The 24,178-nt window shown below is 73.5% G+C and carries 28 protein-coding genes and 1 pseudogene; 16 read left to right on the top strand and 13 right to left on the bottom strand.

The window, feature by feature from the left end:
- The first annotated feature begins 29 nt into the window (after nt 1-29).
- From ACIRO3_RS18765 to ACIRO3_RS18735, 7 genes are all read left to right on the top strand, one after another.
- Nucleotides 30-1,685, top strand: coding sequence for an ATP-binding protein (locus ACIRO3_RS18765; protein ID WP_404138492.1), 1,656 nt, complete (start codon nt 30-32; stop codon nt 1,683-1,685).
- Nucleotides 1,682-2,140 carry a response regulator gene (locus ACIRO3_RS18760; protein WP_404137874.1) on the top strand — a complete coding sequence of 153 codons (459 nt, stop codon included), beginning with the start codon at nt 1,682-1,684 and terminating at the stop codon, nt 2,138-2,140. The genes ACIRO3_RS18765 and ACIRO3_RS18760 overlap by 4 nt, the downstream gene beginning before the upstream one ends.
- A 93-nt stretch (nt 2,141-2,233) precedes the next feature.
- Complete coding sequence (locus ACIRO3_RS18755) at nt 2,234-2,614, top strand: STAS domain-containing protein (RefSeq protein WP_361780969.1); 381 nt, start codon at nt 2,234-2,236, stop codon at nt 2,612-2,614.
- A 105-nt stretch (nt 2,615-2,719) separates the two neighbouring features.
- The gene (locus tag ACIRO3_RS18750) at nt 2,720-3,244 is read left to right on the top strand and encodes an ATP-binding protein (protein ID WP_404137871.1); all 525 of its coding nucleotides are present in this window, start codon (nt 2,720-2,722) and stop codon (nt 3,242-3,244) included.
- A gap of 361 nt (nt 3,245-3,605) precedes the next feature.
- Nucleotides 3,606-3,926 carry a hypothetical protein gene (locus ACIRO3_RS18745; RefSeq protein WP_365999537.1) on the top strand — a complete coding sequence of 107 codons (321 nt, stop codon included), beginning with the start codon at nt 3,606-3,608 and terminating at the stop codon, nt 3,924-3,926.
- Between the two features lie 96 nt (nt 3,927-4,022).
- Nucleotides 4,023-4,853, top strand: a complete 831-nt coding sequence (nadE, locus tag ACIRO3_RS18740) for an ammonia-dependent NAD(+) synthetase (protein WP_404137868.1) — start codon at nt 4,023-4,025, stop codon at nt 4,851-4,853.
- 187 nt (nt 4,854-5,040) lie between these two features.
- The gene (locus tag ACIRO3_RS18735) at nt 5,041-5,391 is read left to right on the top strand and encodes a hypothetical protein (RefSeq protein WP_404137865.1); all 351 of its coding nucleotides are present in this window, start codon (nt 5,041-5,043) and stop codon (nt 5,389-5,391) included.
- A 115-nt stretch (nt 5,392-5,506) separates the two neighbouring features.
- Here the strand turns inward: ACIRO3_RS18735 and ACIRO3_RS18730 are convergent, their stop codons facing one another.
- From ACIRO3_RS18730 to ACIRO3_RS18720, 3 genes are all read right to left on the bottom strand, one after another.
- Entirely contained in the window at nt 5,507-5,821 is a 315-nt protein-coding gene (locus tag ACIRO3_RS18730) for a GNAT family N-acetyltransferase (protein WP_361780984.1), read from the bottom strand.
- Nucleotides 5,822-5,966: 145 nt separating this feature from the next.
- On the bottom strand, nt 5,967-7,076 hold the full coding sequence (locus ACIRO3_RS18725) for a sensor histidine kinase (protein WP_404137861.1): 1,110 nt from the start codon (nt 7,074-7,076) through the stop codon (nt 5,967-5,969).
- Nucleotides 7,069-7,923, bottom strand: coding sequence for a response regulator transcription factor (locus tag ACIRO3_RS18720; protein ID WP_404137859.1), 855 nt, complete (start codon nt 7,921-7,923; stop codon nt 7,069-7,071). Before ACIRO3_RS18720 ends, ACIRO3_RS18725 begins: the two co-directional genes overlap by 8 nt.
- 123 nt (nt 7,924-8,046) lie before the next feature.
- Here ACIRO3_RS18720 and ACIRO3_RS18715 point away from each other — a divergent pair, with 123 nt between their 5' ends.
- From ACIRO3_RS18715 to ACIRO3_RS18705, 3 genes are read left to right on the top strand one after another with little or no spacing between them, the layout of a single operon-like run.
- Complete coding sequence (locus ACIRO3_RS18715) at nt 8,047-8,763, top strand: glycosyltransferase family 2 protein (RefSeq protein ID WP_365999541.1); 717 nt, start codon at nt 8,047-8,049, stop codon at nt 8,761-8,763.
- Nucleotides 8,760-9,380, top strand: coding sequence for a DUF2064 domain-containing protein (locus ACIRO3_RS18710; protein WP_404137857.1), 621 nt, complete (start codon nt 8,760-8,762; stop codon nt 9,378-9,380). Before ACIRO3_RS18715 ends, ACIRO3_RS18710 begins: the two co-directional genes overlap by 4 nt.
- Nucleotides 9,377-10,033: a class I SAM-dependent methyltransferase gene (locus tag ACIRO3_RS18705; RefSeq protein WP_404137854.1), complete on the top strand. Its 657-nt coding sequence runs from the start codon at nt 9,377-9,379 to the stop codon at nt 10,031-10,033. The genes ACIRO3_RS18710 and ACIRO3_RS18705 overlap by 4 nt, the downstream gene beginning before the upstream one ends.
- Before the next feature lie 248 nt (nt 10,034-10,281).
- Here the strand turns inward: ACIRO3_RS18705 and ACIRO3_RS18700 are convergent, their stop codons facing one another.
- Nucleotides 10,282-10,686, bottom strand: coding sequence for a hypothetical protein (locus ACIRO3_RS18700; RefSeq protein WP_404137852.1), 405 nt, complete (start codon nt 10,684-10,686; stop codon nt 10,282-10,284).
- Nucleotides 10,686-11,828 carry a molybdopterin-dependent oxidoreductase gene (locus tag ACIRO3_RS18695; protein WP_404137849.1) on the bottom strand — a complete coding sequence of 381 codons (1,143 nt, stop codon included), beginning with the start codon at nt 11,826-11,828 and terminating at the stop codon, nt 10,686-10,688. The genes ACIRO3_RS18700 and ACIRO3_RS18695 overlap by 1 nt, the downstream gene beginning before the upstream one ends.
- Nucleotides 11,829-11,943: 115 nt before the next feature.
- Here ACIRO3_RS18695 and ACIRO3_RS18690 point away from each other — a divergent pair, with 115 nt between their 5' ends.
- Entirely contained in the window at nt 11,944-13,404 is a 1,461-nt protein-coding gene (locus ACIRO3_RS18690) for a glycosyltransferase 87 family protein (protein ID WP_404137846.1), read from the top strand.
- A 39-nt stretch (nt 13,405-13,443) separates the two neighbouring features.
- Entirely contained in the window at nt 13,444-13,704 is a 261-nt protein-coding gene (locus tag ACIRO3_RS18685; RefSeq protein ID WP_404137843.1) for a hypothetical protein, read from the top strand.
- A 51-nt stretch (nt 13,705-13,755) separates the two neighbouring features.
- Here ACIRO3_RS18685 and ACIRO3_RS18680 read toward each other — a convergent pair whose 3' ends face one another.
- From ACIRO3_RS18680 to ACIRO3_RS18645, 8 genes are all read right to left on the bottom strand, one after another.
- Nucleotides 13,756-15,345 (bottom strand): phytoene desaturase family protein, encoded by a 1,590-nt coding sequence (locus ACIRO3_RS18680; protein WP_404137840.1) that lies wholly within the window; start codon nt 15,343-15,345, stop codon nt 13,756-13,758.
- Entirely contained in the window at nt 15,338-15,826 is a 489-nt protein-coding gene (locus tag ACIRO3_RS18675) for an SRPBCC family protein (protein WP_365999549.1), read from the bottom strand. Before ACIRO3_RS18675 ends, ACIRO3_RS18680 begins: the two co-directional genes overlap by 8 nt.
- Before the next feature lie 171 nt (nt 15,827-15,997).
- A complete protein-coding gene (locus tag ACIRO3_RS18670; RefSeq protein ID WP_404138489.1) occupies nt 15,998-16,717 on the bottom strand; it encodes a HemK2/MTQ2 family protein methyltransferase in 720 nt (239 codons plus the stop codon).
- Nucleotides 16,718-16,911: 194 nt separating this feature from the next.
- Nucleotides 16,912-17,178, bottom strand: a complete 267-nt coding sequence (locus ACIRO3_RS18665; RefSeq protein ID WP_361781026.1) for a DUF4235 domain-containing protein — start codon at nt 17,176-17,178, stop codon at nt 16,912-16,914.
- Nucleotides 17,179-17,516: 338 nt separating this feature from the next.
- Nucleotides 17,517-18,563 carry a fatty acid desaturase family protein gene (locus ACIRO3_RS18660; protein ID WP_404137837.1) on the bottom strand — a complete coding sequence of 349 codons (1,047 nt, stop codon included), beginning with the start codon at nt 18,561-18,563 and terminating at the stop codon, nt 17,517-17,519.
- A 146-nt stretch (nt 18,564-18,709) separates the two neighbouring features.
- Nucleotides 18,710-19,990: a peptide ligase PGM1-related protein gene (locus tag ACIRO3_RS18655; protein ID WP_404137833.1), complete on the bottom strand. Its 1,281-nt coding sequence runs from the start codon at nt 19,988-19,990 to the stop codon at nt 18,710-18,712.
- Between the two features lie 282 nt (nt 19,991-20,272).
- Entirely contained in the window at nt 20,273-20,818 is a 546-nt protein-coding gene (locus tag ACIRO3_RS18650) for a winged helix-turn-helix domain-containing protein (RefSeq protein ID WP_404137830.1), read from the bottom strand.
- Between the two features lie 321 nt (nt 20,819-21,139).
- On the bottom strand, nt 21,140-21,223 hold the full coding sequence (locus ACIRO3_RS18645) for a putative leader peptide (RefSeq protein WP_404138486.1): 84 nt from the start codon (nt 21,221-21,223) through the stop codon (nt 21,140-21,142).
- A gap of 409 nt (nt 21,224-21,632) precedes the next feature.
- Between ACIRO3_RS18645 and ACIRO3_RS18640 the strand changes: the two genes are divergently transcribed.
- From ACIRO3_RS18640 to ACIRO3_RS18625, 4 genes and pseudogenes are all read left to right on the top strand, one after another.
- Entirely contained in the window at nt 21,633-22,838 is a 1,206-nt protein-coding gene (locus ACIRO3_RS18640) for an acyl-CoA dehydrogenase (protein ID WP_404137827.1), read from the top strand.
- Nucleotides 22,839-22,949: 111 nt separating this feature from the next.
- Complete coding sequence (locus tag ACIRO3_RS18635; RefSeq protein ID WP_361781041.1) at nt 22,950-23,408, top strand: Rrf2 family transcriptional regulator; 459 nt, start codon at nt 22,950-22,952, stop codon at nt 23,406-23,408.
- Nucleotides 23,409-23,498: 90 nt separating this feature from the next.
- Nucleotides 23,499-23,642: a putative leader peptide gene (locus tag ACIRO3_RS18630; RefSeq protein WP_404137824.1), complete on the top strand. Its 144-nt coding sequence runs from the start codon at nt 23,499-23,501 to the stop codon at nt 23,640-23,642.
- A 301-nt stretch (nt 23,643-23,943) separates the two neighbouring features.
- Nucleotides 23,944-24,178, top strand: a pseudogene (locus tag ACIRO3_RS18625) (sulfate ABC transporter substrate-binding protein); the annotation flags it as partial.

The following is a 24,178-nucleotide window of genomic DNA, read 5'->3' as shown; positions in this document are numbered from 1 at the left end:
GTACGGGGTTGAGCCTGCGCGCGTGGTTCATGGCCGTGCTGGCCCTGCTCGGCGTGATGGTCGTCGCCACCGCCGTGGTCGGCGCCGCCCTGCTGTCGAACACGACGGCGGCCGGCGATCGGCTCGTCGACCGGATCGCGCCGGCCCAGCGGGAGGCCCTGCGGCTGGAGTCCGCCCTGCTGGACCAGGAGACCGGAGTGCGCGGCTACCTGCTGACGCGCGACCCCGGGCTGCTGGAGCCGTACGAGCGCGGTCTGGAGAACGAGCGCGCTTCGTCCCGGAGACTGGCGACGCTGCTCGACGACGAGGGCGCGGCCCTGGCCGACCTGACGGCCGTCGAGGAGGCCGCGCGTACCTGGCAGGACTCCTTCGCCTCGCCCACCCTCGCGGCGGGGAAGGCCGGGACGAGCGGGCCTTCGGTCCAACTGGGCAAGAACCGCTTCGACGAGGTCCGCGCGCGGATCAAGACCCAGCAGATTCGGCTCGACAGCGTGCAGTCCGACGCCCGCACCACCTTCGCGCAGGCCCGCTCCGAACGCGACCACGTCCTGCTGGCGATCGTCGCGGCCTTCCTGCTGACCGGCCTCTGCCTCGCCGTGCTCCTGCAGGTGAGCGTCGTTCGGCCGCTGAGCGAGGTCCGGGCCGCGTCCCGGCGGGTGGCCGGCGGCGCGTTCGACGAGGAGATCCCCGAGCGGGGGCCCTCCGACCTGCGTTCGCTCGCCCGCGCGGTGGAGGCCATGCGCCGCCGCACGGTCGCCGAGCTGACGGCGTCCCGCCGCAACGCGGAGGAGCTGAAGCGGACCGCCGCGGACCTCGACGCCCAGGCCGTGGAGCTGCGCCGCTCCAACGCCGAGCTGGAACAGTTCGCGTACGTCGCCTCACACGACCTCCAGGAGCCGCTGCGCAAGGTCGCCTCGTTCTGCCAGCTCCTGGAGAAGCGGTACGGGGACCGGCTCGACGAGCGGGGCACCCAGTACATCGGCTTCGCCGTGGACGGCGCCAAGCGCATGCAGGTCCTGATCAACGACCTGCTCACGTTCTCCCGGGTGGGCCGGGTCCAGGACGCGCGGGAGACCGTCGCCCTGGACGGCACCGTCGATCGGGCCCTGCGCAACCTGGCCGCCGCCGTCGAGGAGAGCGGGGCCGAGATCGTGCGGCCGACGAGCCTGCCCCCGGTGTCGGGCGACCCCACCCTGCTCACCATGCTCTGGCAGAATCTCGTCGCCAACGCGGTGAAGTTCCGCTCCCCCGACCGCCCCCCGCGCGTCGAGATAGCCCTGCGCGGCGACGAGGAGGGATCCGAGGCCGAACCCGGCTTCCACACCTTCACCGTGACGGACAACGGCATCGGGATCCCGGCCGAGTTCGCGGACAAGGTGTTCGTCATCTTCCAGCGCCTGCACGGCCGGGAAACCTACGGCGGCACGGGGATCGGCCTGTCGCTCTGCAAGAAGATCGTCGAGCACGCGGGCGGTCGCATCTGGATCGACACCGCCCACACCGACGGGACGCGGATGGTCTTCACCCTGCCCGTACTCGGCCACGGCGGGTCCGCGGTCGACTCAGCGGCCGATTCCGATTCAGGCGCCGATTCCGGCTCCGCGAACGCGCACGCGACCGTGCCCGCGCCCGTGACCGTGCCCGCGCCCGTGACCGCACCGACCACCGAAGGAAGTACCGCATGAGCACCCCTGACCCCAGGTCGCAGACCCAGCCGGCGGAAGTCCTGCTCGTCGAGGACGACGCGGGTGACGAGCTCATGACCCGTGAGGCCTTCGAGGACAACAAGATCGGCAACACGCTGCACGTCGTCCGGGACGGTCTGGAGGCGCTGGACTTCCTGTACCGCAGGGGCGAGCACACGAACGCCCCGCGCCCCGACCTGATCCTCCTCGACCTCAACCTTCCCAAGTACGACGGTCGGCAGGTCCTCGAACAGATCAAGAGCGACCCCGAGTTGAGCCACATCCCGGTGGTCGTCCTCACCACGTCGGCGGCCGAGGAGGACATCCTGCGCAGCTACAAGCTGCACGCCAACGCCTACGTGACCAAGCCGGTGGACCTCGACCAGTTCATCCGGGCCATCCAACAGATCGACGACTTCTTCGTCACCGTGGTGAAACTGCCGCGGTCCGTCTGATTCGACCGGTACAACCGATGCGACGGGTACGACCCGTGCGACCACCGGTGCGGTCGGATCAACCGACATCGGAGAGAGAGAAAGGTGGAGCACATGGACGCTCACTCGTTCCCGGGTGGCGATGACGCGCGGTGTCACGTCGCGACGCGTTCCGAGGGCGACGTCCGCGTCGTCGTGATGGCGGGCGAGTTCGACATGGACAACGTGGACGAGCTGCGCAGCGCCCTGGACCCCGAGGCCGCCGGCGTGACCCGCTACGTCCTGGACGTCGCGGGGGTCACCTTCGCGGACTCGACGACGCTCAGCGTCATGCTCCAGCCCGCCCTGAACCGTCCTGTGATCCTGGCCGGGGTGGTGCCGCCCCGGCTGGGCCGGCTGCTCGACATCACGGGCGCCTCCCAGGTCTTCGCCGCGGCCCCCACGCTGGCCGAGGCCATGGTCATGACCGTCCCGTCCCAGCGTCGTCGACCGTGATCGGCGGGCCGTGGAGGGCACTGGTGTTTGCCCCTGCGATTGCCGGCGCGGGTACAGGGCAGTCGAGTAGCGTCCGCGCCTGACGGGACCGATGAGGAGGTGAACGTGCGATACGACATGAACGGACCGGAGCAGCCCGTTCCGCACACCGCCATGGAGGCCAGGGACCGGGTGCGGTTCCTGCTGGGATCCGCGGGTCTCGCCGGTGTCGGCCCGGACGGGGACGACGTCCTGACCGACGCGCTCCTGGTGACCTCGGAACTGGCGACGAACGCCATCCGGCACGGCGGTGGCATCACCGGCTTCAGTGCCTCGGTGTCGGAGAACGGCCTGCGGCTGAGCATCACCGACCCCAGCGGTGACCGTCCCGTCACCCTGCCCCGCCAGGCCGGGGCGTTCCTCGCCGGGGGCTTCGGCTGGCCCCTGATCCAGCGCCTGTCGCACAGCGTGACCGTCACCCTCCTTCCCGCGGGCGGCAAGCGCATCACGGTGCTGGTGCCGCTGGCCGCGCGCCCCGCGGCGACCGATCGCAACGGGAACCTGGACGCGGTCCTCGGCCTGGGCGACGCCGGCCTCGCTCTCGACCTGGGCCTCGACCGGATGTCGCGGCGGAGTGACGCCGCGTCGTAATCGGTCGTCGGGCGCTCCGCCACGGTCACCACCGGGCTCGGACGGGCGCCTGCATCCGCATGCTGAGATGCGACGCCGCGGGCCGGGATACTCGTGGCAGACTCCCCGCCATGCCGCACCAGTTGATTATCGGCGCCCGCGTGCGGGCCCGGGACTGACCGAGCGATTCGCCCTCGGTCCCACCGCCCCACGCAGACCTCTCGCATCCGCGAGGGGTCTTTCTTGTTTCCGCCCCCGCCCACCACCCCTCCCACCGCCTCTCCGACTCCCACCGCCGACCCCGGCAACGGACCCCGACCGCCTCCCGCGACCGGCGGTCGCCTTCGGCCCGTTCCGCCTCCCAGGACAGGAGCCCGCCCCCATGACCCTCGCCGACACCCTCCCCGCCCTCGACATCGCCGCACACCGGTCCGACTCCCCCGCCGAGGTGGCCGCGCCGCGGGACTCGGAGAGGGACTCGTACGCCCTGACCGTCACGCTCCGGGACGGCGGCCACGCCCTCTCCCGCATCGTGACCGTGCTGAACAGCCTGTGCGTCACGGAGCTGACCTTCCGGACGCCCGACGGAGCTCCCGCGCTCTGCGAGATCGTCGTTCCGGCCGCGGACGCGCCCCGCGCCCGGGCCAGGCTGCTGCGCTGCGTCCACGTGCTGGACGTCACCGCGCGGCGCGTACGGCGCTGAGGCCCCGCCGGGCGAACCGGACACGCCGAAGACCTCCCCGGGGGCCCTGGGTAGGGTGGCGCGACAGCACATCGTGAACAGGATCAAGGAGCAGACGTGAGCGAGCCGGCGTCCATCGCCCTTCAACAGGAGATCGCCCGGGAACTGGAGGTCGCCGAGACGTTCGACGCCGAGCGGGAGATCGAACGCCGTGTGGCCTTCCTCGCGGAGCGGCTGACCTCCACGGGCTTGCGCTGCCTCGTGCTCGGCATCAGCGGCGGCGTGGACTCCACCACCGCCGGTCGGCTGTGCCAGCTCGCCGTCGAGCGGGCCCGGGCGGCCGGGCACGAGGCGCGGTTCCACGCGATGCGGCTGCCCTACGGGGTGCAGGCCGACGAGCACGACGCCCGGCTCGCGCTCTCCTTCATCCGGGCCGACCACGTGCTGACCGTGGACGTCAAGCCCGCGAGCGATGCCGCCCTGGAGGCCTCGCTGGCCGCCGGTGTGAACTTCCGCGACGCCCGGCACCAGGACTTCGTGCACGGCAACATCAAGGCCCGGCAGCGCATGATCGCCCAGTACGCGGTGGCCGGCGCGCACGACGGCCTGGTCGTCGGCACCGACCACGCGGCGGAGGCGGTGTCGGGGTTCTTCACCAAGTTCGGTGACGGCGCCGCGGACCTGGTCCCGCTGACCGGGCTGACCAAGCGCCGGGTACGCGCCGTCGCGGACGCCCTGGGCGCGCCCGCCGAGCTGGTGTGGAAGATCCCGACGGCCGATCTGGAGACCCTCGACCCGGGCAAGACCGACGAGGACGCCCTCGGTGTCACCTACGACGACATCGACGACTTCCTGGAGGGCAAGCCGGTGGACGAGTCGACCTTCGCCACCATCGTCGGCCGCTACCGGCTGACCGATCACAAGCGCCGACTGCCCGTGGCTCCCTGATCCTCCGGCGACGCGGGGCGGGGTCGGCACGGGGCGGGGCGGGTACGGGTTCGTGAGGACGCGCCGGGCGCGGTGGGCCCGATGGGCGCCCGGTTCATCCGGCCGGCGGAACAGCGGATGCCGTCCGCCCCACGCCGGTGCAGGCTGTGCGCAAGGACCCCATCACCGCACAGACGAGGACCGCGCCATGTCCCACAGTCGGCGTATCGGCGTCATCACCGGGGCCGCAGCACTGTTGCTGGCCGCCACCGCCTGCTCGGGCCTGGGCCGGAGCACCGTCGGCATGCTCACCTTCCGCGGCCACGAGTCGCCGGTGGAGTTGAGCTACTCGAACACCCCGGTCAAGGGATGCCACAAGATCGCCATCCCCAGGGGCGCCACCCACGTGGAGAACAACACCCTCGTCGATGTCGTCCTGTACCGGACGCCGAACTGCGAGAAGACCGACCGGGCCGACGGGATCTACGTCGCGACCACCCTGTCGAACGTGACGGCTCCCGACACCCTCCCCTGGCGCAGTTTCAGCGTCATCCACTGATCCGAACGGCCCGAACGGCCCGCCCCGGCCCGCCCGCGCACCACCGCGCCGGCGGGCCGGACCCGTGCTGCGGGGCCCGTGCTGCGGGTCCCCCGGGGGTCGGGCAGGGCACCGCTCAGAGGCCGAACTGTTCCCGACGTCCCTCGGGAACCAGGTCCGTGTACTCCGGGTGCTTGCCGATCCACCCCCGGATGAAGGGGCAGTACGGCAGGACGTCCAGCTTGCGGGCCCGGACGTCGTCGAGGGCGCCGCGGGCGAGCAGCCCGCCGAGGCCCTGACCGGCGAAGCGGGGCTCGGTCTCGGTGTGGATGAAGGCGATCTCGCCCTCCGAGAGGAAGTACTCGGCGAAGCCGGCCGTCTCGGTCCCGTCCGCTCCGGCGAGGATCTCGTACCGGGACTTCTCGGGGCGGTCCACCACTCGTGGTTCCATGCTTCCTCCTGCGCGGTGATCATGCGGTTGTCCCGACTGATGATCCACTGTCCGCGCGACGGGCCGACCTCCGCCTGCGGATGGAGCGTGACGGGCGGGGCCGCGGCCAGGGCGCCGGCGGTCTGCGGCTCGAACGGGTCGCCGGCTACACCGGGGCCGGCAGGGTCAGTTCGAAGCGGCAGCCGCCGGGCACGTTGTGGACGTCGGCTTGACCCGCGTGGGCCTCGACGATGCCCCGGACGATCGCGAGGCCCAGGCCCGCCCCCGACGGAGGAGTGCGGGCCGGGGCGCCGCGCCAACCGGTGTCGAAGACGCGCGGGAGGTCCTCCTCGGGGATGCCGCCGCAGGCGTCGGTGACCGACACCACCACCGCGCCGGCCCGGCGCTCGGCGGCGATCGCGACCGTGCCGTCGGCGGGGGTGTGTCGGATGGCGTTCACGAGCAGGTTGGACAGGACCCGTGTCATCTCCTTGCCGTCGACCTCCACCGGCAGCCGGGCCACGCCCTCGCCGGCCAGGTGCACCCCGTGTTGGCGGGCCAGGGCGTCGGCACCCGCAAGCGCGTCGCCCACCAGGTCGTAGACGGACAGTCGGGTGGGGCTCAGGCTGAGGGCGCCGGCGTGGATGCGGGACAGCTCGAACAGGTCCGTGACCATCGAGTTGAGGCGTTCCACCTCGGCGCGCATCTGCCGGTGGTAGCGGGTCGGATCGGCCACGAGGTTGTCCTCCAGCGCCTCGGACATCGCGCGCAGGCCGGCGAGCGGAGTGCGCAGGTCGTGCGAGATCCAGGCCACGAGTTCGCGCCGCGAGGTCTCCAGGGCGCGTTCTCGTTCGCGGGAGGCCGCGAGGCGCGCGCCGGTCCGGTCCAGTTCGCGGCTCAGTGCGGTGAGTTCGGCGGGGGCGGGCACGGTGGGGGGCGTGAAGGTCCCCACGTCTCCGAACTCTCCGGCCGCGCGTACGAGTTCACGGCAGCGCAGCACCACCTGACGGCCCAACAGCAGGGCGGTGGCGAGAGACACGACGGCGGCCGTCGCGACGACGGTGGTCACCACGGCCAGGTCGTGGGAGGACAGGAACATCGCCCACGCCACCGCGAGCGTTCCGGCCAGCATGGCCGAGACGGCCACGGCCGCCACGACCGCGAGGGACACGGCGATGCTGCGGCTGCGCAGTATCCGCAGGGCCACTGCCCCGAGGAGCCCGGCGGCGCCCGCGCCGAGGAGTGCGTACAGGGCGATGAGCAGCAGGTCACGCATGGCCGTCCTCCCTCCCGACGATCGAGGCACCCGTGGCGGCGGAGGCGTCCGAGGCGCTCGCCGCGCCCCGGGCGGGGTCCGGGCCCGTCTCGAAGCGGTATCCGGCGCCCCACACGGTCCTGATCAGCTGCGGATTCGCCGGATCGTCCTCGATCTTGCCGCGCAGCCGGCGGACGTGGACGGTGACCGTGGACAGGTCGCCGAAGTCCCAGCCCCAGACCTCGCGCATCAGCCGCTCCCGGTCACAGACCTGCCCCTGGTGCCCCAGGAAATAGGCGAGCAGGTCGAACTCCCTGAGCGTGAGGGCGAGTTCGACGCCGCTCTTGGTGACCCGGCGGGCGGCCGGGTCCATGGCGAGACCGGCCGCGGCGCGCAGGGGTCCGGTGTTCGGGACGGCGGTCGCGGCCGCCCGGCGCAGGACCGACCGCACGCGCAGGACGAGCTCGCGCGGGCTGAAGGGCTTCGTGACGTAGTCGTCGGCGCCGACCTCCAGGCCCAGGATCCGGTCGTCCTCGTCTCCGCGAGCGGTGAGCATGACCACCGGGACGGGAGGGGACCCGTCCCGGTGGGCGCGCAGTCGGCGGCAGACTTCGAGCCCGTCCATGCCGGGGAGCATCAGGTCGAGGACGACCAGGTCGGGCCGGTGCTCCTGCGCGGCCCGCAGCGCGGTCGGGCCGTCGGCGGCCCGCACGACGCGGTATCCGGCCCTTTCCAGGTAGCCGGCCACCACTTCCGAGACGGTCGGGTCGTCGTCGACGACCAGGACGAGGCCGGGGGTCTCGGCGGGCGCGGGTTCCCGCTCGGTGTGCGGGCCCGTGTCCGGTTGCCGTTCGATGCTCGATGCCATGCCTCAAGGGTGACACCGCGGGCCGCGGCCGGGGCCCGCGGAGGTCCGAACGCGGCACGGCGTCCGCGTTTCGTAAGGTCTTGAATCGGCTTTTCCGGCTGTCCGGTTCCTACGGTGTGGAGGGTGACTGAATCTGCCTGTGCTCCGCCCCGCGCGGACCTCGTACTGCCGTGCCTCGACGAGGCGGCGGCGCTGCCCTGGGTGTTGGCCCGGGTGCCGGCCGGCTGGCGTGCCATCGTCGTGGACAACGGTTCCACCGACGGCTCCGCCGACATCGCCCGCGCCCTCGGCGCCACGGTCGTCCACGAGCCCCGACGCGGATTCGGGGCCGCCTGCCACGCCGGACTGTTGGCCGCGCGCGCCGACCTGGTCTGTTTCTGCGACTGCGACGGCTCCCTCGATCCCGGGCTGCTCGCCCCCATGGCGGCCCGGGTCGCCGCCGGCGAGACGGATCTGCTGCTCGGCCGGCGCCGGCCCCGGGGTCGCGGTGCGTGGCCGGTCCACGCCCGGGCCGGCAACCTCGCCCTCGCCCGAATGCTGCGCCGCCGCACCGGCCTGCGGCTGCACGACCTCGGTCCGATGCGGGTCGCGCGCCGCGAGGCCCTGCTGGACCTGGCCCTGACCGACCGGCGCAGCGGGTACCCGCTCCAGATGGTGGTACGGGCCGCCGACGCGGGGTGGCGGGTGGGCGAAACGGACGTCCCCTATCTGCCCCGCTCGGGGAAGTCCAAGGTCACCGGGACCTGGCGGGGCACCTGGCACGCCGTACGGGACATGCGCCGGGTGCTGGGCGAGACGCCCGGCACCCGTGACGCACCCAGTGAGGGGATCGCCGCGTGAGCACCCTCCTCGTCATCGCCAAAGCCCCCGTCGCCGGGCGGGTGAAGACCCGGCTGACTCCTCACTTCACCCCCGAGCAGGCCGCAGACCTGGCCCGCGCCGCGCTCCGCGACACCCTCGACGCCGTTCTCGCGGCCCCGGCCCGCCGACGGATCCTGGTCCTCGACGGGGAGCCGGGGCCCTGGCTGCCGGCCGGCATCGACGTACGCCGGCAGTGCGGGGGTCCCCTCGACGTCCGTCTCGCGGCGGCGTTCGCCCTGGCGGGCGGACCGGCCCTGCTCATCGGGATGGACACGCCTCAGGTCACCCCGGAGTTGCTGCGGCAGGGGCTCGACTTCACGGACGCGGACGCCTGGTTCGGGCCGGCGGACGACGGCGGTTTCTGGGCCCTGGGGCTCGCCGACCCGGACCCGGAGCTGTTGCGCGGCGTCCCGATGTCCGTACCGCACACCGGCGAGGTGCAGCGGCTGCGGCTGACGGACGCGGGACTGGCCGTGCGGGACCTGCCCGAGCTGTGTGACGTGGACACCCCGAGGGACGCGGCACGCGTCGCGGCCGCCGCGCCGACCACCCGGTTCGCGGCTCTGCACGCCGGCCTGTGCGCGGTGACGCGATGACCGTCCGGCTCCTGGAACCCACCCGCACCTGGCAGGCCGACCCGTACGCCGACGCGCTGCGCGCCGGCCAAGGCCCCCTGTTCCTGCGCCGCGGCGACGGTTGGTTGCTGCCCCTGGACGTCGAACGCTGGTGCGCGGAGCCGGACACCGCGGACGACACCGTCCTGGAGCGCTGCCGGGGTCCGGTCCTCGACGTCGGCTGCGGCCCGGGCCGGCTGGTCGCCGCGCTCGCCCGCCGGGGCCGCACGGCGCTCGGTGTGGACGTCACACCGGCCGCCGTGGAGCGCACCGTGCGGGCGGGCGGCAGCGCCCTGTGCCGCTCGGTGTTCGATCCGCTGCCGCGGGAGGGCGGCTGGGGCGCGGTGTTGCTCATCGACGGCAACATCGGGATCGGCGGCGACCCCGCCGCGCTGTTGCGTCGCGCGGCCGAACTCACGGCTCCCGACGGCGCCCTGTTCGTGGAGGTGGTCGGCGCCGACGTGGACGAACGCGTCGAGGTCCACGTCGACGACGGGCACGGCGGGCGGGGGGCGCCCTTCCGGTGGGCCAGGCTCGGTACCCGCGCCCTGTGCGCGGCGGCGGAGGGCGCGGGCTGGAACGCGGCCGGCTCCTGGCAGGCGGCGGGCCGGCACTTCGTGCACCTGGGTCGCTGACGGCACCCACCGGACGGCCGGGGCACACCGACGGCCGCACACCGATCGGCAGCACACCGGTCGGCGGCAGACGGGACGGCCGCACACCGGTCGGCCGCGCACGGGACGGCCGCACACCGATCGGCCGCACATCGGTCGGGCGCACACGGAACGGCGGCACACCGACGGTCGGCCGCCGGTCGGCCGCACACGGGGACAGCCGCCCCCGGCCGGAGCACTCATCCGGCCGGGGGCGGCGTCCGCCCCGCTCAGTGCCCCCGGCCCGCCCGGCGCAGGGCGGCGCGCGTGCCCGTGTACAGGACGGTGAGCGCGACGATCGCCGCCATCGTCAGCAGCCAGTTGCGCGGGTAATCCAGCGGCAGGACGGTCGTGTTGGCCACGCCGCCGGGGCGCAGCAGCGGGGGCAGGGCGATGGCGGTGAGGGAACCCGCGACGATGAGGGCGGTGCGCGCGGCGCCCCGCGGCCGGAGTCCGACCGCCGCGGTCAGGGCGGCGATCGCCATCACCAGCGGGGCGACGAACCCGTCGTGCACCACGACCGCTCCCGCGAGCCACAGGGCGATCCGCCAGGGTTCGGGCTGCCGGACCAGGAGCAGCCCGCCCCAGGCCGTCATGGCGAGACCGAGGGCTCCGAGCGCGTATCGGGACCTCATCACACGACCTCCAGTCGGCCGACCCACTTGGTCTGGAGGACGCCCGGCCGGTTGGGGGCGATGATCCGCGCCGGGTAGCCGTGGTCCAGGGACAGCACCTCACCGTTCATGCGCAGGGCGAGCAGGGTGAGGGGGTCCCGCGCGTACTGGCGCCCCATGTCCATCACCCGGTACGCGCCCGACGCCTCCAACGACACCACCCGGGCCCGCGAGCCGGGGTCGCCTCCCGCCCGCTCCAGCAGGTCGCGGACCCGTACCCCCGTCCAGCGGGCCGACGTGCTCCACCCCTCGACGCACGCGATGGGCAGCGTCACCTCGTGCTGCGGCAGTGCGTGGAGTTCCTCCAGGGTCAGGGCGAACGGGCGGGGTCCGTGCACGGTCAGGCGCCAGTCGGTCAGCGAGGCCTCGGTGACGCGCGCCGCCTCGGCCGTACGGTTCACCGGCAGTCCTCGCACTCCGTACGCCGGGCTGCGCGGGGCGAACAGCGTCAGCCGGTCGAGCGCGGTCACCGACTGCCCGGCGGTCGTCACCGTGACAGCGCCCACCGCGGCCGCCACCCCCGAGAGCAGGTGCCGCCGGTTCGGTCCGTCGGCTTCGGGCAGCGACAGCGTGCCGGGGGAACCGAGGGTGAAGTGGTCCCGGATCCGGGGCCATTGGACCGCGATGTGCAGCAACAGGGCGCCGATGACGACCCAGGCGACGGCGTGGTGGACCGGCACGAAGTTGAACGGCCACGGGTACCACTGGAAGGTGTTCAGCAGGCCGGTGAAGAGCTCGAACAGGGCGGCCGCGACGAGCACCGCCACCGACAGGCGCTCCAGCGCGTGCGGGACGGACCGTACGGGCGGCCATGCGAACAGCCGCGGGTAGACCACCCACAGTTTCGCGAACAGCAGCGGGATCGCGGCGATGCCGGAAGCCACGTGCAGGCCCTGGGTCAGCCGGTAGCCCCAGTACGGGCGGCTCGGCAGATGGTCCGCGAGCCATCCCGGGGGGTGTTGGAGGAAGTGGCTCAGGACGCCGGTCGCGAAGCAGGCGGCGAAGGCCAGGGCAAGCCAACGGCCGATCGCGGTGGCCGTGCGTGGGTCGTGGAGCCTCGCCTTGAAGGTGATCGGCGGGCCCGGGGGGAGAGTGAGACGCATGTCCCCATCACACCCCCGCCGCCGCGTGCCCGAGCGGGTTCGACACCTTACGAAACGCGGACGTCAGGGGCGTCGGGCACCGCCGGGCGGGCTCCTCCTGGAACGCTTGCGCCTTGTGAACCCGCGCACCGCCCTCGCCTCCGCCGCCCTGGCCGCCCTCGTCGCCGCCCTCGTCCTCACCGTGCGGTACGACGGTGTCTTCAGCGACCCGGTCGGCCTGTTCGCCGGGTACGCCGTCTGCTGGCTCCTGTTCGCCCTCGCCCTGGTGGCGCTGCGCCGCGTCCCGGCCCGCCACCTGCTGCCGCTGGTCCTCGCCGGGGCGGTCGCCGTGACGGTGACCGGGCTGGTCGCGCCGCCCCGTACGAGCACCGACTCGTACCGGTACGCCTGGGACGGCCGGGTGCAGTCCGCCGGGATCTCGCCGTACGACCACGCGCCCCAGGACGCGGAGCTCGCGCGGCTGCGCGATCCGTGGCTCTTCCCCGGCGGGGCGGCCTGCGGCGGACCGGACCTCGTCCCCCTGCCCCGCGCGGGCGGCGCGCCCCACTGCACCCGCATCAACCGGCCGGGCGTCCACACCATCTACCCGCCCGTCGCGGAGGGGTACTTCCTGGCCGTCGACCGGTTGTCGCCGCCGGGGGTCCGGCACAAGGCCTTCCAGGTCGGCGGCGCCCTGATCTCCCTCGCGGTGACCGGCGCCGTGCTGGCCATTCTGCGGCGCAGGGGCCGCGACCCGCGTCGGGCCGCGTACTGGGCCTGGTGCCCGGCCGTCCCCGTCGAAGCCGTCAACAACGCGCACGTCGACGTGCTGGGCACGCTGCTCGCGGTCGTCGGCCTCGGACTCGTCGCCTCCCGGGCGCCCGGCCGCCGGGCCGGCGGCGGGCTGCTGCTGGGCGCCGCCGTCGCCACCAAGTTGATGCCCGCGATCGTCCTGCCGGGCGCCCTGTCGGGCGTCCGGCGGATCCGGGACGCGGCCGTCGTGCTCCTGCCCGCCGCGGCCTTCACCGCCCTCGCCTACCTGCCGTACGCCCTCCTCTCGCACAGCTCCGTCTTCGGCTACCTCGACGGCTACGTGCGGGAGGAGGGCTACGACGACCCGGCGTCGGGGTCCCGCTATTCGCTGCTGCGTCTGGTCCTGCCGGACTCCTGGGCGTTCCCCGTGCTCCTCGTCGTCGTGGCCGGCGTGTGCGTCCACGTGATGTGGCGCGGGGACCCGCGGCGGCCCTGGAGCGGGGCGCTTTCGGTCGTCGGCTGGTCCTTCGTGCTCCTGACTCCCGGCTACTCCTGGTACGCCCTGCTGCTGATCGCCCTCGTGGCCCTGGATGGTCGTTGGGAGTGGCTCGGCGTGGCGCTCGCGGGCGCCGCCGTCTACGTGCCGGCCCCGGTGTTCGGCCACGGGGCAGCGCCGAGCAACGTCGCCTACGGGGCCGCGCTCGCCCTCGTCCTCGCCGTCACGCTGCTGCGGCGCCGCACTTCTGCGGCGCCGCGACAGGGTCTACCGTCACCTGTACGAGCAAGAGACGCGTCACCGGTACGAGGAACGGACGGTCGGCGCCGGCCCCGACCGAACCCGTGACGCCCGCCGGCCGCCAGTGGAACGACGTCGGGAGCATGTGTGGAGACGACCCTCGTGGTGGTCGCGATCGTGGTGGCCGCGCTGGTCGTCAAGACCGCCGTGGCCGAACTGGGCGAACCCGGCGCGGGCCGCGTCCAGTGGGCCTTCCTGCGTGATGCCCGGTCCCTCGCGGCGGGGGCCTGCACCGCTGTGATCCTCGGCCTCGTCGGCTGGATCCAGGCGGGTGGCGAGGGTGTCGTGTGGGGGGTCCTCGCCGGGATCCTGGTCGCCTTCGCCGTGGGCCGGGGCCGCCGCACCTGAGCCCGGTGCCGGGTCTCGCGGTCCGGTCGGCGATCCGTGTGCCCGCCCGGATCAGACCCGCTGGGCGCGGTGGAGGACGGTCCGCACGCCTCGGGAGCGCAGGGCCGCCCGGGCGGCGTTCGCGCCCGGCGCGCCGTGGACGCCGCCTCCGGGGTGGGCGGCCGCGGACGCGAGGTACAGGCCCCTCACGGGGGTCTCGGGCCGGCCGGTACCGGGGGTGGGCCGGAAGATGGCCTGTTGGTGCAGGGCCGTGGTGCCGTTGTTGATGGCGCCGTTGTGGAGGTTCTCGTCCATGGCCTGGAGGGTGGTGGGGGCCAGGATCCGGCGGGCGCGGACGAGCGCGCGGAACCCGGGTGCGAACCGTTCCACCTGCGCTTCGACGCGGTCGGCCATGGCTTCCTGTTCCCGGGTGTCCCAACGGCCGGTGATCCGGTCGGGGCCGGCGTCGGAGGTGATGTGCTGCGGGAGGTGGGTGTACGCCCAGGCCGATTCCGTGCCGGCGGGTGAGCGGCCGGGGTCGGCGGTGGTCATCTGGCCGAAGAGGGCGAACGGCTCGTCGGGGACCTGCCCCACGGCGAGCTGCGCGGCGAAGCGGGTCAGGCCGTCCACGCCGTCGGCCACGTGGACCGTGCCCGCGCCCGCCGCTCCCGGCGCCGCCCACGGCACCGGGCCCGACAACGCCCAGTCGACCTTGAAGGTCGAGAAGTCCCACTGGAATCGTTCCAGGTCCCGCAGGAGTCGGGCGGGGAGGTGTTCCTCGCCGACGAGGTCCCGGTACAGGGCCGGCGCCGAGGTGTCGGCCAGTACGGCCCGGCGTGCGGCGGTCGTCTCCCCGCCCGCGGTCCTCACCCCGACCGCCCTGCCGCCTCGAACGACGACGGAGGTGACCCGCTCCCCGCAGCGCAGCACGCCCCCGCCGCGGCGCAGTCGGCTCACGAGCGCCCCGGTCAGCGCGCCGGAGCCGCCGACGGGGACGGGGAAGCCGTGGCTCTGTCCGAGCATCGACATCAGCCAGCCGAAGCCGCCGCTGCCCGCGGCCTCGGGGGCCAGGTCGGCGTGCAGGGCGTTCCCGGCCAGCAGGAGCCGGCCGCCCTCCCCCGCGAACTCCTCCTCGCCCAGCCGGCGCACCGGCAGGGCCAGCTTCCGGGCCAGTCGCAGGCCGCCGGCGGCGCGGAGCCGGGCCGCCAGGCGCAGCCCTGCTCGGACCGGCGGGAAGGGCGTGAACAGGGCTTGGACCAGATCGGGCCCGATGCGGCTCCACACCTCGTACATGTCCTGCCAGGCGGCGCCGTCGGATGGTGCGAAGGCCTCCAGTCCTGCCGCGGTGTCCTCCACCCGGCGTTCGAGGACCGCGCACCTGCCGTCCAACAGCGGGTGCGCCAGCACGCGCGGGGCGTGGCTCCAGCGCAGGCCCTCGGCGGCGAGGTCGAGGTGCGCGAGTACGGGAGAGGCCGCGGCGAGCGGATAGAAGGCGCTGAACAGGTCGGAAACGTAGTCGGGGTGGACGCCGCGGTCGCTGCGCACGGCGCCGCCCGGTTCCGGCTGGGCCTCCAGGACCTCCACGCTCCAGCCGGCGTCCATCAGGAGGTTCGCGGCCACGAGCCCGTTGGGCCCGGCGCCGATCACCACCGCGTCAGGCACGGCCGGTCCTCGTCCGGTCCTGTTCCACGACGAGGTCCTTCTCCGCGGCGCGGCCCCGTTCCACGACCCTGGCCAGGCGGGCCAGCATCCCCCGGTGGCGGAGCTGGAGAAGCGCTTCGACAGCCGGGTTGTGGAGGGTTCCGCCCAGCCCGCGCAGGGGGTGCTCGTCGCAGATGACCAGGGTCTCCTCGCCCCACGGCCTGAGCTGGAGGAAGATCCTCGCCGTGCCCAGGGACTTGAACGAGGCTTCCAGTTCCAGTTCCCTGCCGGGTTCGACGTACCTGACCGTGGTGACGCCCTCCGTCGACCAGGGGCCGAGCCGGACGGTGTAGCCCAGTCGGGAGCCGACGTCGGGCCAGGTCTGGTCGAGGGGCTTGGAATCCGACGGTCCCACCACCCACTCCTCGTAGCGGTTCGGGTCGGCGAGTACCGCCCACACGGCGTGCGGGGGACGGTGGATCAGCTGGTTGCGGACGGCCATGGATGAAATCCCTCTGCCGGAGCGGACGGTGCGCTGCACCGTGTGACGCGTTCGTGCGTGGTGGCTGTTTCGTCTCGGGCCGGGCCTGCCGCCTGTCGCGGCGGGCGCGCGCGGTGCTCGCGCGTCGGTACTGCCGTCTCCACGGTGGACACGCGCGCCGGCGCCGGCGGCTCATGTCATCGTGCCACCGTTCGCGCGAGCGGTCGCGTCGTCACCGGCCCGCCGGGCGCGGGCGCGGATGACCACCAGTTCCTCCCACTCCTCGGCCTCGGCGGCCAGGCCCTGCCGCTCCAGCCAAGGACGTCGCGAGCGCAGGACGGGCCCCCAGGGCACGGAGGCCGTCGCCGTGACCTCGGCGGCCAGCCCCACGCCGGTCAGCCGGGCGAGGGTCTCCTCGGTACCGCACATGCCCGAATGGACCATGAGCAGGACGCCGCCGGGGCGCAGCAGGGCCGGGGCGCCCGCGCAGATCCGGTCGATGACCCGGCGCCCGTCGGGGCCTGCGTCCCAGGCCCGTTCCGGGCCGCGCGAGGGAAGCCGGTCGCCGGGAGCCGGTACGTACGGCGGGTTCGTGACGACCAGGTCGTAGCGGCGCCTCGCCGTGCGGGCCTCGAAGTCCCCGTGCAGGAGGCGCAGCGGGAGCCGGTGACGCCAGGCGTTCAGTCGGGCCGTGGTCACGGCGGCCCAGGAGACGTCGACCGCCGTGACCCGGGCCCCTCGGGCCGCGGCGTTCAGCGCCAGCATGCCGGTGCCCGTACCGATCTCCAGGACGTCCGTGCGGGGGCCGATGTCCTCGTGGGCCAGTGCCTCGGCGAGGAGCTCGGTATCCGCCTGCGGCTGGTAGACCCCCGACAGGGCCACCAAACCGGCGGGCAACGGGACCAAGGACAGAGCCGTACTGGGCACCGCGTACCTCCGGGTTCGAACGCGGCCCACGGAGTGGACCGCGGCAGTTTCGCGACACGGAGCGGCTTCCCTGTATGGGGCGCTCCACCCGCATCGCATCGATCTTCAGAGAATCCGACGGAATTTCGCCCGACCCGTCGTCTCGATGTCCCCCGCGAGGTCGACCTCGGGACCGCCGCTCAGCCCGGCCAGGTGCCCGTGAAACGCCGGGCGGCGACGGCGCCCGAGCGGTCGACCGCGGCTTTGACCACGGCGAAGATCGCGCCCTGGATGGCGGCGGCGATGAGGATCTGCCGCCAGGTCCGGTCCTCGTCCGTGGCGTTCGGGGTGTCCCCCTCCCCCTCGACGAGTTTCCAGATCTGCTTGAACACGACGCCCGCCATCATGCCGCCCGCGGCGCCGAGGGCCAGTCCGAACGGCTTGTACGCGAGGGTGGCCGCCTTCATCGCCGGTACCCCCGGCCGCGGCGGAAGGGCGGTGGGGCCGCCCCTCGGGCGGCGAACGGTGACCTCGGGTCGGCGCTCCCCGGTGTGGCGGTCGCGGTCCGCCCCGTCGTCGCACGGTTCCGGTCTCTTCGGGGGTCGTTCGTCATCGTGGACCTCTCCTTGGTCTCGACGGGTGGCGCTCGACGGCATTCATCGCATTTGTCGGATTCGTCGGAATTCTTCATGACGCGACTACCCGACGAACAATCGGCCACCCGCCGGGAGGGCGAGAGATTCTGCGCGGAATCGAGTCGACACGCCGGCGACCGGGGTGCCGCACGGACACGGGCCGGGTGGCGTCAGGCGGTGCGGGCCTCGCGGATCGGCGCGCCGGCGCGGTGGAGGCTCGCCAGGGTCTGCCGGTAGGACTCGATGAGGCTGGTCTCCAGGTAGCTGACGCCGAGCTCCTGGCAGTGGCCGCGCACGATCGCCTGGGCCCTGCGCAGGTGCGGGCTGGGCATGCTCGGGAAGAGGTGGTGCTCGATCTGGTAGTTCAGGCCGCCGAGAAGGATGTCGGTGAACAGGCCGCCCCGCACGTCGCGGGAGGTCAGCACCTGGCGGCGCAGGAAGTCGGGTCGGTCCGTCCCCCGCAGGGTCGGCATCCCCTTGTGGTTCGGGGCGAAGATGGAGCCGAGGTAGATGCCGAACAGGCACTGGTGGACGAGCAGGAACACGATCGCCTTGCCGGGCGGAAGCACCAGGAACAGGGCGCCGAGATAGGCCGCGATGTGCGCGAAGAGGAGGGCGCCCTCCCAGGCGCGGTTCTTCAGGGCCTTGTCGGCCAGCGACCGGATTCCGGATACGTGCAGGTTGAAGCCTTCGAGCGTGAGCAGGGGGAAGAACAGGAATGCCTGGGAACGGCCGAGAAGTCGCGGCAGTCCTTTCGCGGCGCGGGCCTGTTCCTGCGTGAAGACGAGAATGTCCGGGTCGAGATCGGGGTCGAGGTCCTCGTGGTTCGGATTGGCGTGGTGTCGGGTGTGCTTGGCCTGCCACCAGCCGTACCCCATGCCGATGCCGAGGTTTCCCGCGAGACGCCCGGACAGCTCGCCGGTCTTGCGGCGGCGGAAGACCTGCCGATGCGCGACGTCGTGGGCCAGCAGGGCGACCTGGCCGAACACGAACGCGAGGAAGGCGGCGGCGAGGAGTGTCCACCAGCTGTCGCCGATCAGCACGAACGCCACCCAGCCCGTGGCGTAGAGGCCGGTCACGGTGGCGATGCGGAGTGTGTAGTAGCCGGGGCGTCGGGCCATCAGCCCGGCGGCCTGGATCTTCCTGGAGAGCCGGGCGAAGTCGCTGCCGGCTTCCGTCGGTGCGGGCGGAGGGCGCACCGTCTGTCGCGCATTCATGATCAGAAGTCACTTTCCGTCGTCCGTCAGCGCCGAACACGGCGGGCCGGCGGCTCTGTCCACTGCGTCTACCCGTGTTCGTGGGATTGACGTGCGGATTCCGGCACGGGAACGGCGCCAGGGGGCAGGCCGCCTCGCGTCCGGGGTCAGCCGCCCTCGAAGTCGAGGGCACCGGCCAGCGCGGTTTCCCGTTCCGCCACGTCCGCGGCGCTCCCCGCGATCACCGCGTACCGCCAGGAGCGGCCGTCGGTCGGAGCGTCCGCGTAGAGGACGACGCCCTCGCCGCTCGCCGGGTCGAAGGCGAGACCGTGTTCGCGCAGCCGATCGAGGGCTCCTGCGAAGTCGAAGGGGCGCCGCGCCCGTCCCGTGGCCACCGACCAGGCCGGACGGGTGACGGGCGAGCCCTCCGTCAGGCGGGTGACCATGGCGTGGGGGGTGGTGGTGGCCGTACGGCGGATGTTGCTCTCGCTCGCGTACGCCACTCCGTCCGCGTTCACGAGCGCGTCGACTCCGAACGGTCCGGCGTAGCCGTGGTCCGCCAGATGGCGGCCCAGGGCCGTCCCCCACCTCTCCAGCTCGTCTGCCTGTCGCGCGCAGGACGGCGGCAGCGGGGAGAGGTACCCCGTGAAGGATCCGGCGGCGGTACGCATCGCACCGCTGAACAGCGCTCGCGTCCCGGAAGGGGTGGTTTCCAGTTGGATGCTCACCGACTCCGCCACGTCGAGGCACTCCTCGACCACCCACGTCCCCTCGGGGCCGCCGACGGTGTCCAGCTCCAGGGTGGCACCGCCCCGCAGGTCCTCGCGGCACACGAAGCGCAGCCCGTGCCCTCCCGCGGACCGGTCGGGTTTCACCACGACCCGTTCGTGGTCCTCCAGGAGCTCGCGGACCACGCCCTCCGTCTCGGCGCGCCGACACACCCGCCCCGCCGGCAGCCGCATCCCGAAGTGTTCGGCCGCCTCGCGGAAGCCGGCCTTCGTGTTGAGCAACATGGTCGTCTTCAGCGCGGCCGCGGCGGCGTCGACCGTCGGATAGGGGTGCACCGTGAGGCCGAGGTCCCGGGCGAACGCGATGGCCGACGCGTCGAGCGCCGTCGGGAGCAGCGCCGCGCCGCGGTCACCGGCGAGAGTCCGAACGTGCTCGGCCAGCCCGGCGTCGCGTACCGCCCGCGCCAGGGGGACGGCGCCGGACGGGGGCACCTCGACGACCGTGACCGTCTCCCGGGGCACCCCCGTCAGGTCGCACACGTACCGCAGGAACTCCCTGCCGAGGGGCACCGGAGTGACCAGTACGTCCCCGGGCCGCAGCAGCCACGCCTTGCGCGGCGCCTGCTGGGCCCACTGCGTGAGGACGGACCCCTCACCGAGGTCCACCGCCAGGTCCGAGAGGAAGTTCGCGAAAACGACGAACGGTCCCGTCTCACTCATGTCTCACTCACCGCTGCTCCTCTGTCGCCTGCTGCACGGCTACCCGCGGCCGGTTCACTGCTACCCCCGCCCGGCCGGTCCGAGACGCGCGGTCGCGTTCCGTCACCCTCGCGAGAACACGACCGGCGCGGCACGCACCCGGTCGAGGGGTGGCGCTCCCCGGGCCCACCGGGCGCGCAGAGGTTCACGGCGTCCACCGTGTCGGCCACTCGGCCATCTCCTCCGGAGACACGCGTGTGAATCCTCCTTCCCGCCTCGGCTTCGACCGGGCCGGAGCCGGGGTTACCGGTGATCGGGCACGTACCTGTAGCCCACGCGGCGCACCGTGGAGATGCGACCCCGGTGGGCGGGACCGAGCTTGCGGCGCAGCCGGGCGATGTGGACGTCGACGGTACGGCCGTCGCCGATGCGTCCGTAGCCCCAGATGCCCGAGATGAGCGCATCGCGCGTGTGCACCGTGTTCGGGTGGGTCGCCAGGTGGGTCAGCAGGGCGAACTCCATGTACGTCAGATCCAGTTCGCGCCCGTCGACCTCGACCAGCCGACGTGCCCGGTCGATCCGGAGGGCGCCGTCGAAGTGGACGGCTTCGGGGGCCGGCTCCGGCACGGGGGCCGACGGCCTCGCGGGTTCCAGGGGCCGGCCCTCCGGGCGTATGCCGTGCGATCTCATCAGCGCCGCCGGGTCGACGTCCGCGGGCAGGAACACGAGGTATCCGACGCGGCCGTCGCCGGTCCCCCGTACGGAGGTGCCGGGCGGGCGGTCGCCGACCAGGTGGAGTCGGGAGGCCGGGGAACGGTGGGCGGAGGGCGTGGGAAGTGCGGTGGTCATGATGAGCCCCTTCGGCTGCTCGGAGCGGGGTGCGGACAGCGGGTGTTCGGCCGCGGCCGGGCGTGCGGCGCGGCGGCCGGTTCGTGTGGGCCGGCGGCGCGCCGCATGCCGGGCTGCCCCCGGCGCCTTCGGCGCCTTCGGCGCGCGGAGAGTGAGGAGGGAACGCGCGCCGGCCGTCCGCGACGTGGGGAAGAGACGTACAGAGCGAGGACGTACGGCGAGAAGACGTCCAGCGCAGGGACGTCCAGCGCGAGGCCGTCCAGCGGGAGACGCGGCCGGGAGACCGGCACGCGTCAGGAGGGATGCCCTGGCGAGGAGGACCTAGAAGGGTCGGCAGACCGCGCCGGCGACACGACGGAAGTCGATGTGCCTGCGGCGTACGAGCAACGGCTGCGACGGGGGCATGGGCACATCGTGAGGTGCCCGGGGGGAGCGCGTCAATACTTTCCTACTGATCTGATAGGAAATACTCCGGCCGGGCGACCCGCCGCCATTTCCACCGCGCCGACGGCGTCTTCCATGCCGAGACCTGGCTGTCCATCATGCGGTCATCCCCTTGCCTGGAAGGCCACTTCGGGCGAGTATCCCTAGCAATCCGATGGGAAAGGTGGGGTTTTCGGTGCGGCTCGGTCGAACGGCCGGCGTCCCGCCCGCACCCCCGGCCCCGCGGGTTCCCCCGCCTCCGCGCCCGCCCCGCTCGGCCGACGCCACCCGACAACGCTCCCGGAGTAGCCGACATGACCACTGCCATCCCCCATGGCACCGCCGTCCGTCCAGCGCCACGCGGCGGCATCCGGGCCTGTCGGTGACGCCCGTGCCGACGACACCGGACACCATTGACCGCACGTCCGCCGCCGAGCGGCGCCGGGTACTCCTGCGTACCGTCCGCGACGTGGCGGACGACCTCGCCGCGGACGCCATCGCCCGCGACCGGGCGGGCAGGCCGCCGACCGACGAGGTGGCCCGGCTGCGCGAGGCCGGCCTCCTGGCGGCCCTCACGCCCCCCGCGCCGGACCGCGGAACGGACTGGCGCGCCGGGTGCGCCGTCATCCGCAGGATCGCCACGGCGGACAGCTCCATCGGCGAGGTGCTCGCCCGTCACTACGTCCACGCGTGGAGCGGGCGCTTCCACGCGAGTCGCCATCAGGCGGACGCCCTCGAAGAGGAGTCGGCGCGCGCGCAGTGGCTGTGGACCGGCGCGTTCCGCGCTCTCGCGCCCGACGATGCCGACGCCGACGGGCCGGACCTGACCCTGAGGCCGCGCGACAACGGCCACGTCCTGAACGGGTCCCGGTTCGTGGACACGGCGGTCGCCGTCGCCGACCAGATCGTGGTCGACGCCCGCTGCGCCGTGACCGGTGACGTCCTGACCGTGCTGATCCCGCCCGGCGCGCGGGGCGTGAGCATCGAGCCCGCCCACGACCGCCTCGGGCAGCGCGTCGTCGGCGCGGGCGAGGTGGTCCTCGATCGGGTCACCCTCGCGCCCGGGCAGGTGTTGGGCCGCCGGCCGGACGACGAGGAGTCGACCGCGCCCTTCACCGCGCTGGCCGAGCCGGCGCTCCGGCTCGCCCTGTGCCACGTCGGCCTGGGCATCGTCGAGGGCGCCCTCGGCGAGGCGCGCGACCTCAGCAGGGGCGGCCGCGCGCACCGGCTGCCCGGTACGGACCCGGACCTGTTCCTGACGTACGGGGAGCTGGCCTCCGCCGCCCAGACCGCCACGGCCGTGGTCGACCGGGCGACGGAGGTGATGGCGCAGGCCCTCGACACGGGCGCCCGGCTCGACGACGAGGAACTCGCCGGCGTCGCCGCCCTGGTCGCCACGGCCGAGACCGTGACGTCGAAGGCGGCCCTGCACATCACCGCGCGGGTGCTGGAACTCGCGGACGCCCCCGGCCTGGACCGCTTCTGGCGCAACGCGCGCGTCCTGACGGCCCACCACCCCGCCGCGCACCGCCTGCGCTCCATCGGGGAGCACTACCTCAACGGCTCCCACCGCGCGGTGGCGGCGACCTTCCACTGACCCCGGGCGCCCTCGGGACGCGTGTCCACCACGACCCGGCGTGGACACGCGTCCCGGCCGCCGGTCCACCCGCGACGGGAGTCGGCCGAAGGTGTGCGGGATAATGCCGGTATGCGGATCTCAGCCAGGGCGGACTACGCGGTACGTGCCGCACTGCAGCTCGCCGGGTCACAGGAGGACGGGCCACTGAAGGCCGAGGCGATCGCCGAAGCCCAGGACATCCCGCACAAGTTCCTCGAAGGCATCCTGAACGACATGCGCCGGGGCGGCCTGGTGCTCAGCCGGCGCGGCGGCAACGGCGGCTACCGCCTGGCCAAGCCGGCCGAGTCCATCAGCATCGCCGACGTCATCCGCGTCGTGGACGGACCGCTCGTCTCGGTGCGCGGGGTCCGCCCGCCGGACCTGTCCTACACCGGCCCCGCGGAGGCGCTCCTCCCCCTGTGGATCGCGTTGCGGGCCAATGTGCGCGAGATCCTCGACGGTGTGTCGCTCGCCGACGTCGCGTCGTCCCAACTGCCCGCCGACGTATCCGCGCTGGCCCGCACCCCTGAGGCCTGGACCAATCCCTGACCCCCGAACCACCTGCGCCTTCTCGCATCGCGAGATTTGAGCGTCCAGGATGTGGTCAACCTCTTGGGGCGGCTGTTGCCGTCTGCCACTATGCCTACCAACCAGGTGGGAAAACCAGGAAACAGGGGGGTGGCCGTGCGAACACCGCATCACGCACGCCGGATGCCGCCCTTGACCTCCCGTCGGCACATCGACCTGGTCCGTACGTCCAGCGCCATCTGTCAGCCCGCCTGACTCCTTCCTCGGCCCGCCCCCCGCGCGGATCGGAGCGCCTGCGGGCGCGCGGTCCCGCTCGCCGTCGCCCGGCGGGCCCCTCGGCCGGCCTCCCCACCCGCGCGCCTTCGCGCACCCGTGTGTGCGCTGCACGGGCTCCCCATCCGCTTCCGGGGCGTCCCGCACCTGACCGTCGCCCAGCCCCTGACCGCGCCCCCACGCCGGACGGGCGGGAGCGGGCGCGGCGCCGCGTGGGTCGCCGGCCCGTGTCACCCGCCTCCGTACCACCTCACTGAACGCCATCCCGTGAAAGGACACTTCCGTGTCTGCTGCAAGACCGCTCACCGCCCTGCGCGCCATCGCCGTCACCGCGACGCTTCCCCTGCTGCTCGCCTCCTGCGGTTACGGCTCCGATGCCGCAAAGGACAAGCCGGCCGACAAGGCCGCGCCCGCCGGCGCCGAGGGCAAGAAGCTCTCCGCGTCCGAGGTCCGCATCGGATACTTCCCGAACCTGACCCACGCCACCGCCCTGGTCGGCATCCAGGAAGGCCTCATCG

The sequence above is a fragment of the Streptomyces sp. NPDC102278 genome, from assembly GCF_044766345.1.
GTDB lineage: Bacteria > Actinomycetota > Actinomycetes > Streptomycetales > Streptomycetaceae > Streptomyces.
Note: the sequence above shows the minus strand (reverse complement) of the source record. Positions and strands in the feature narration are given on the sequence as shown.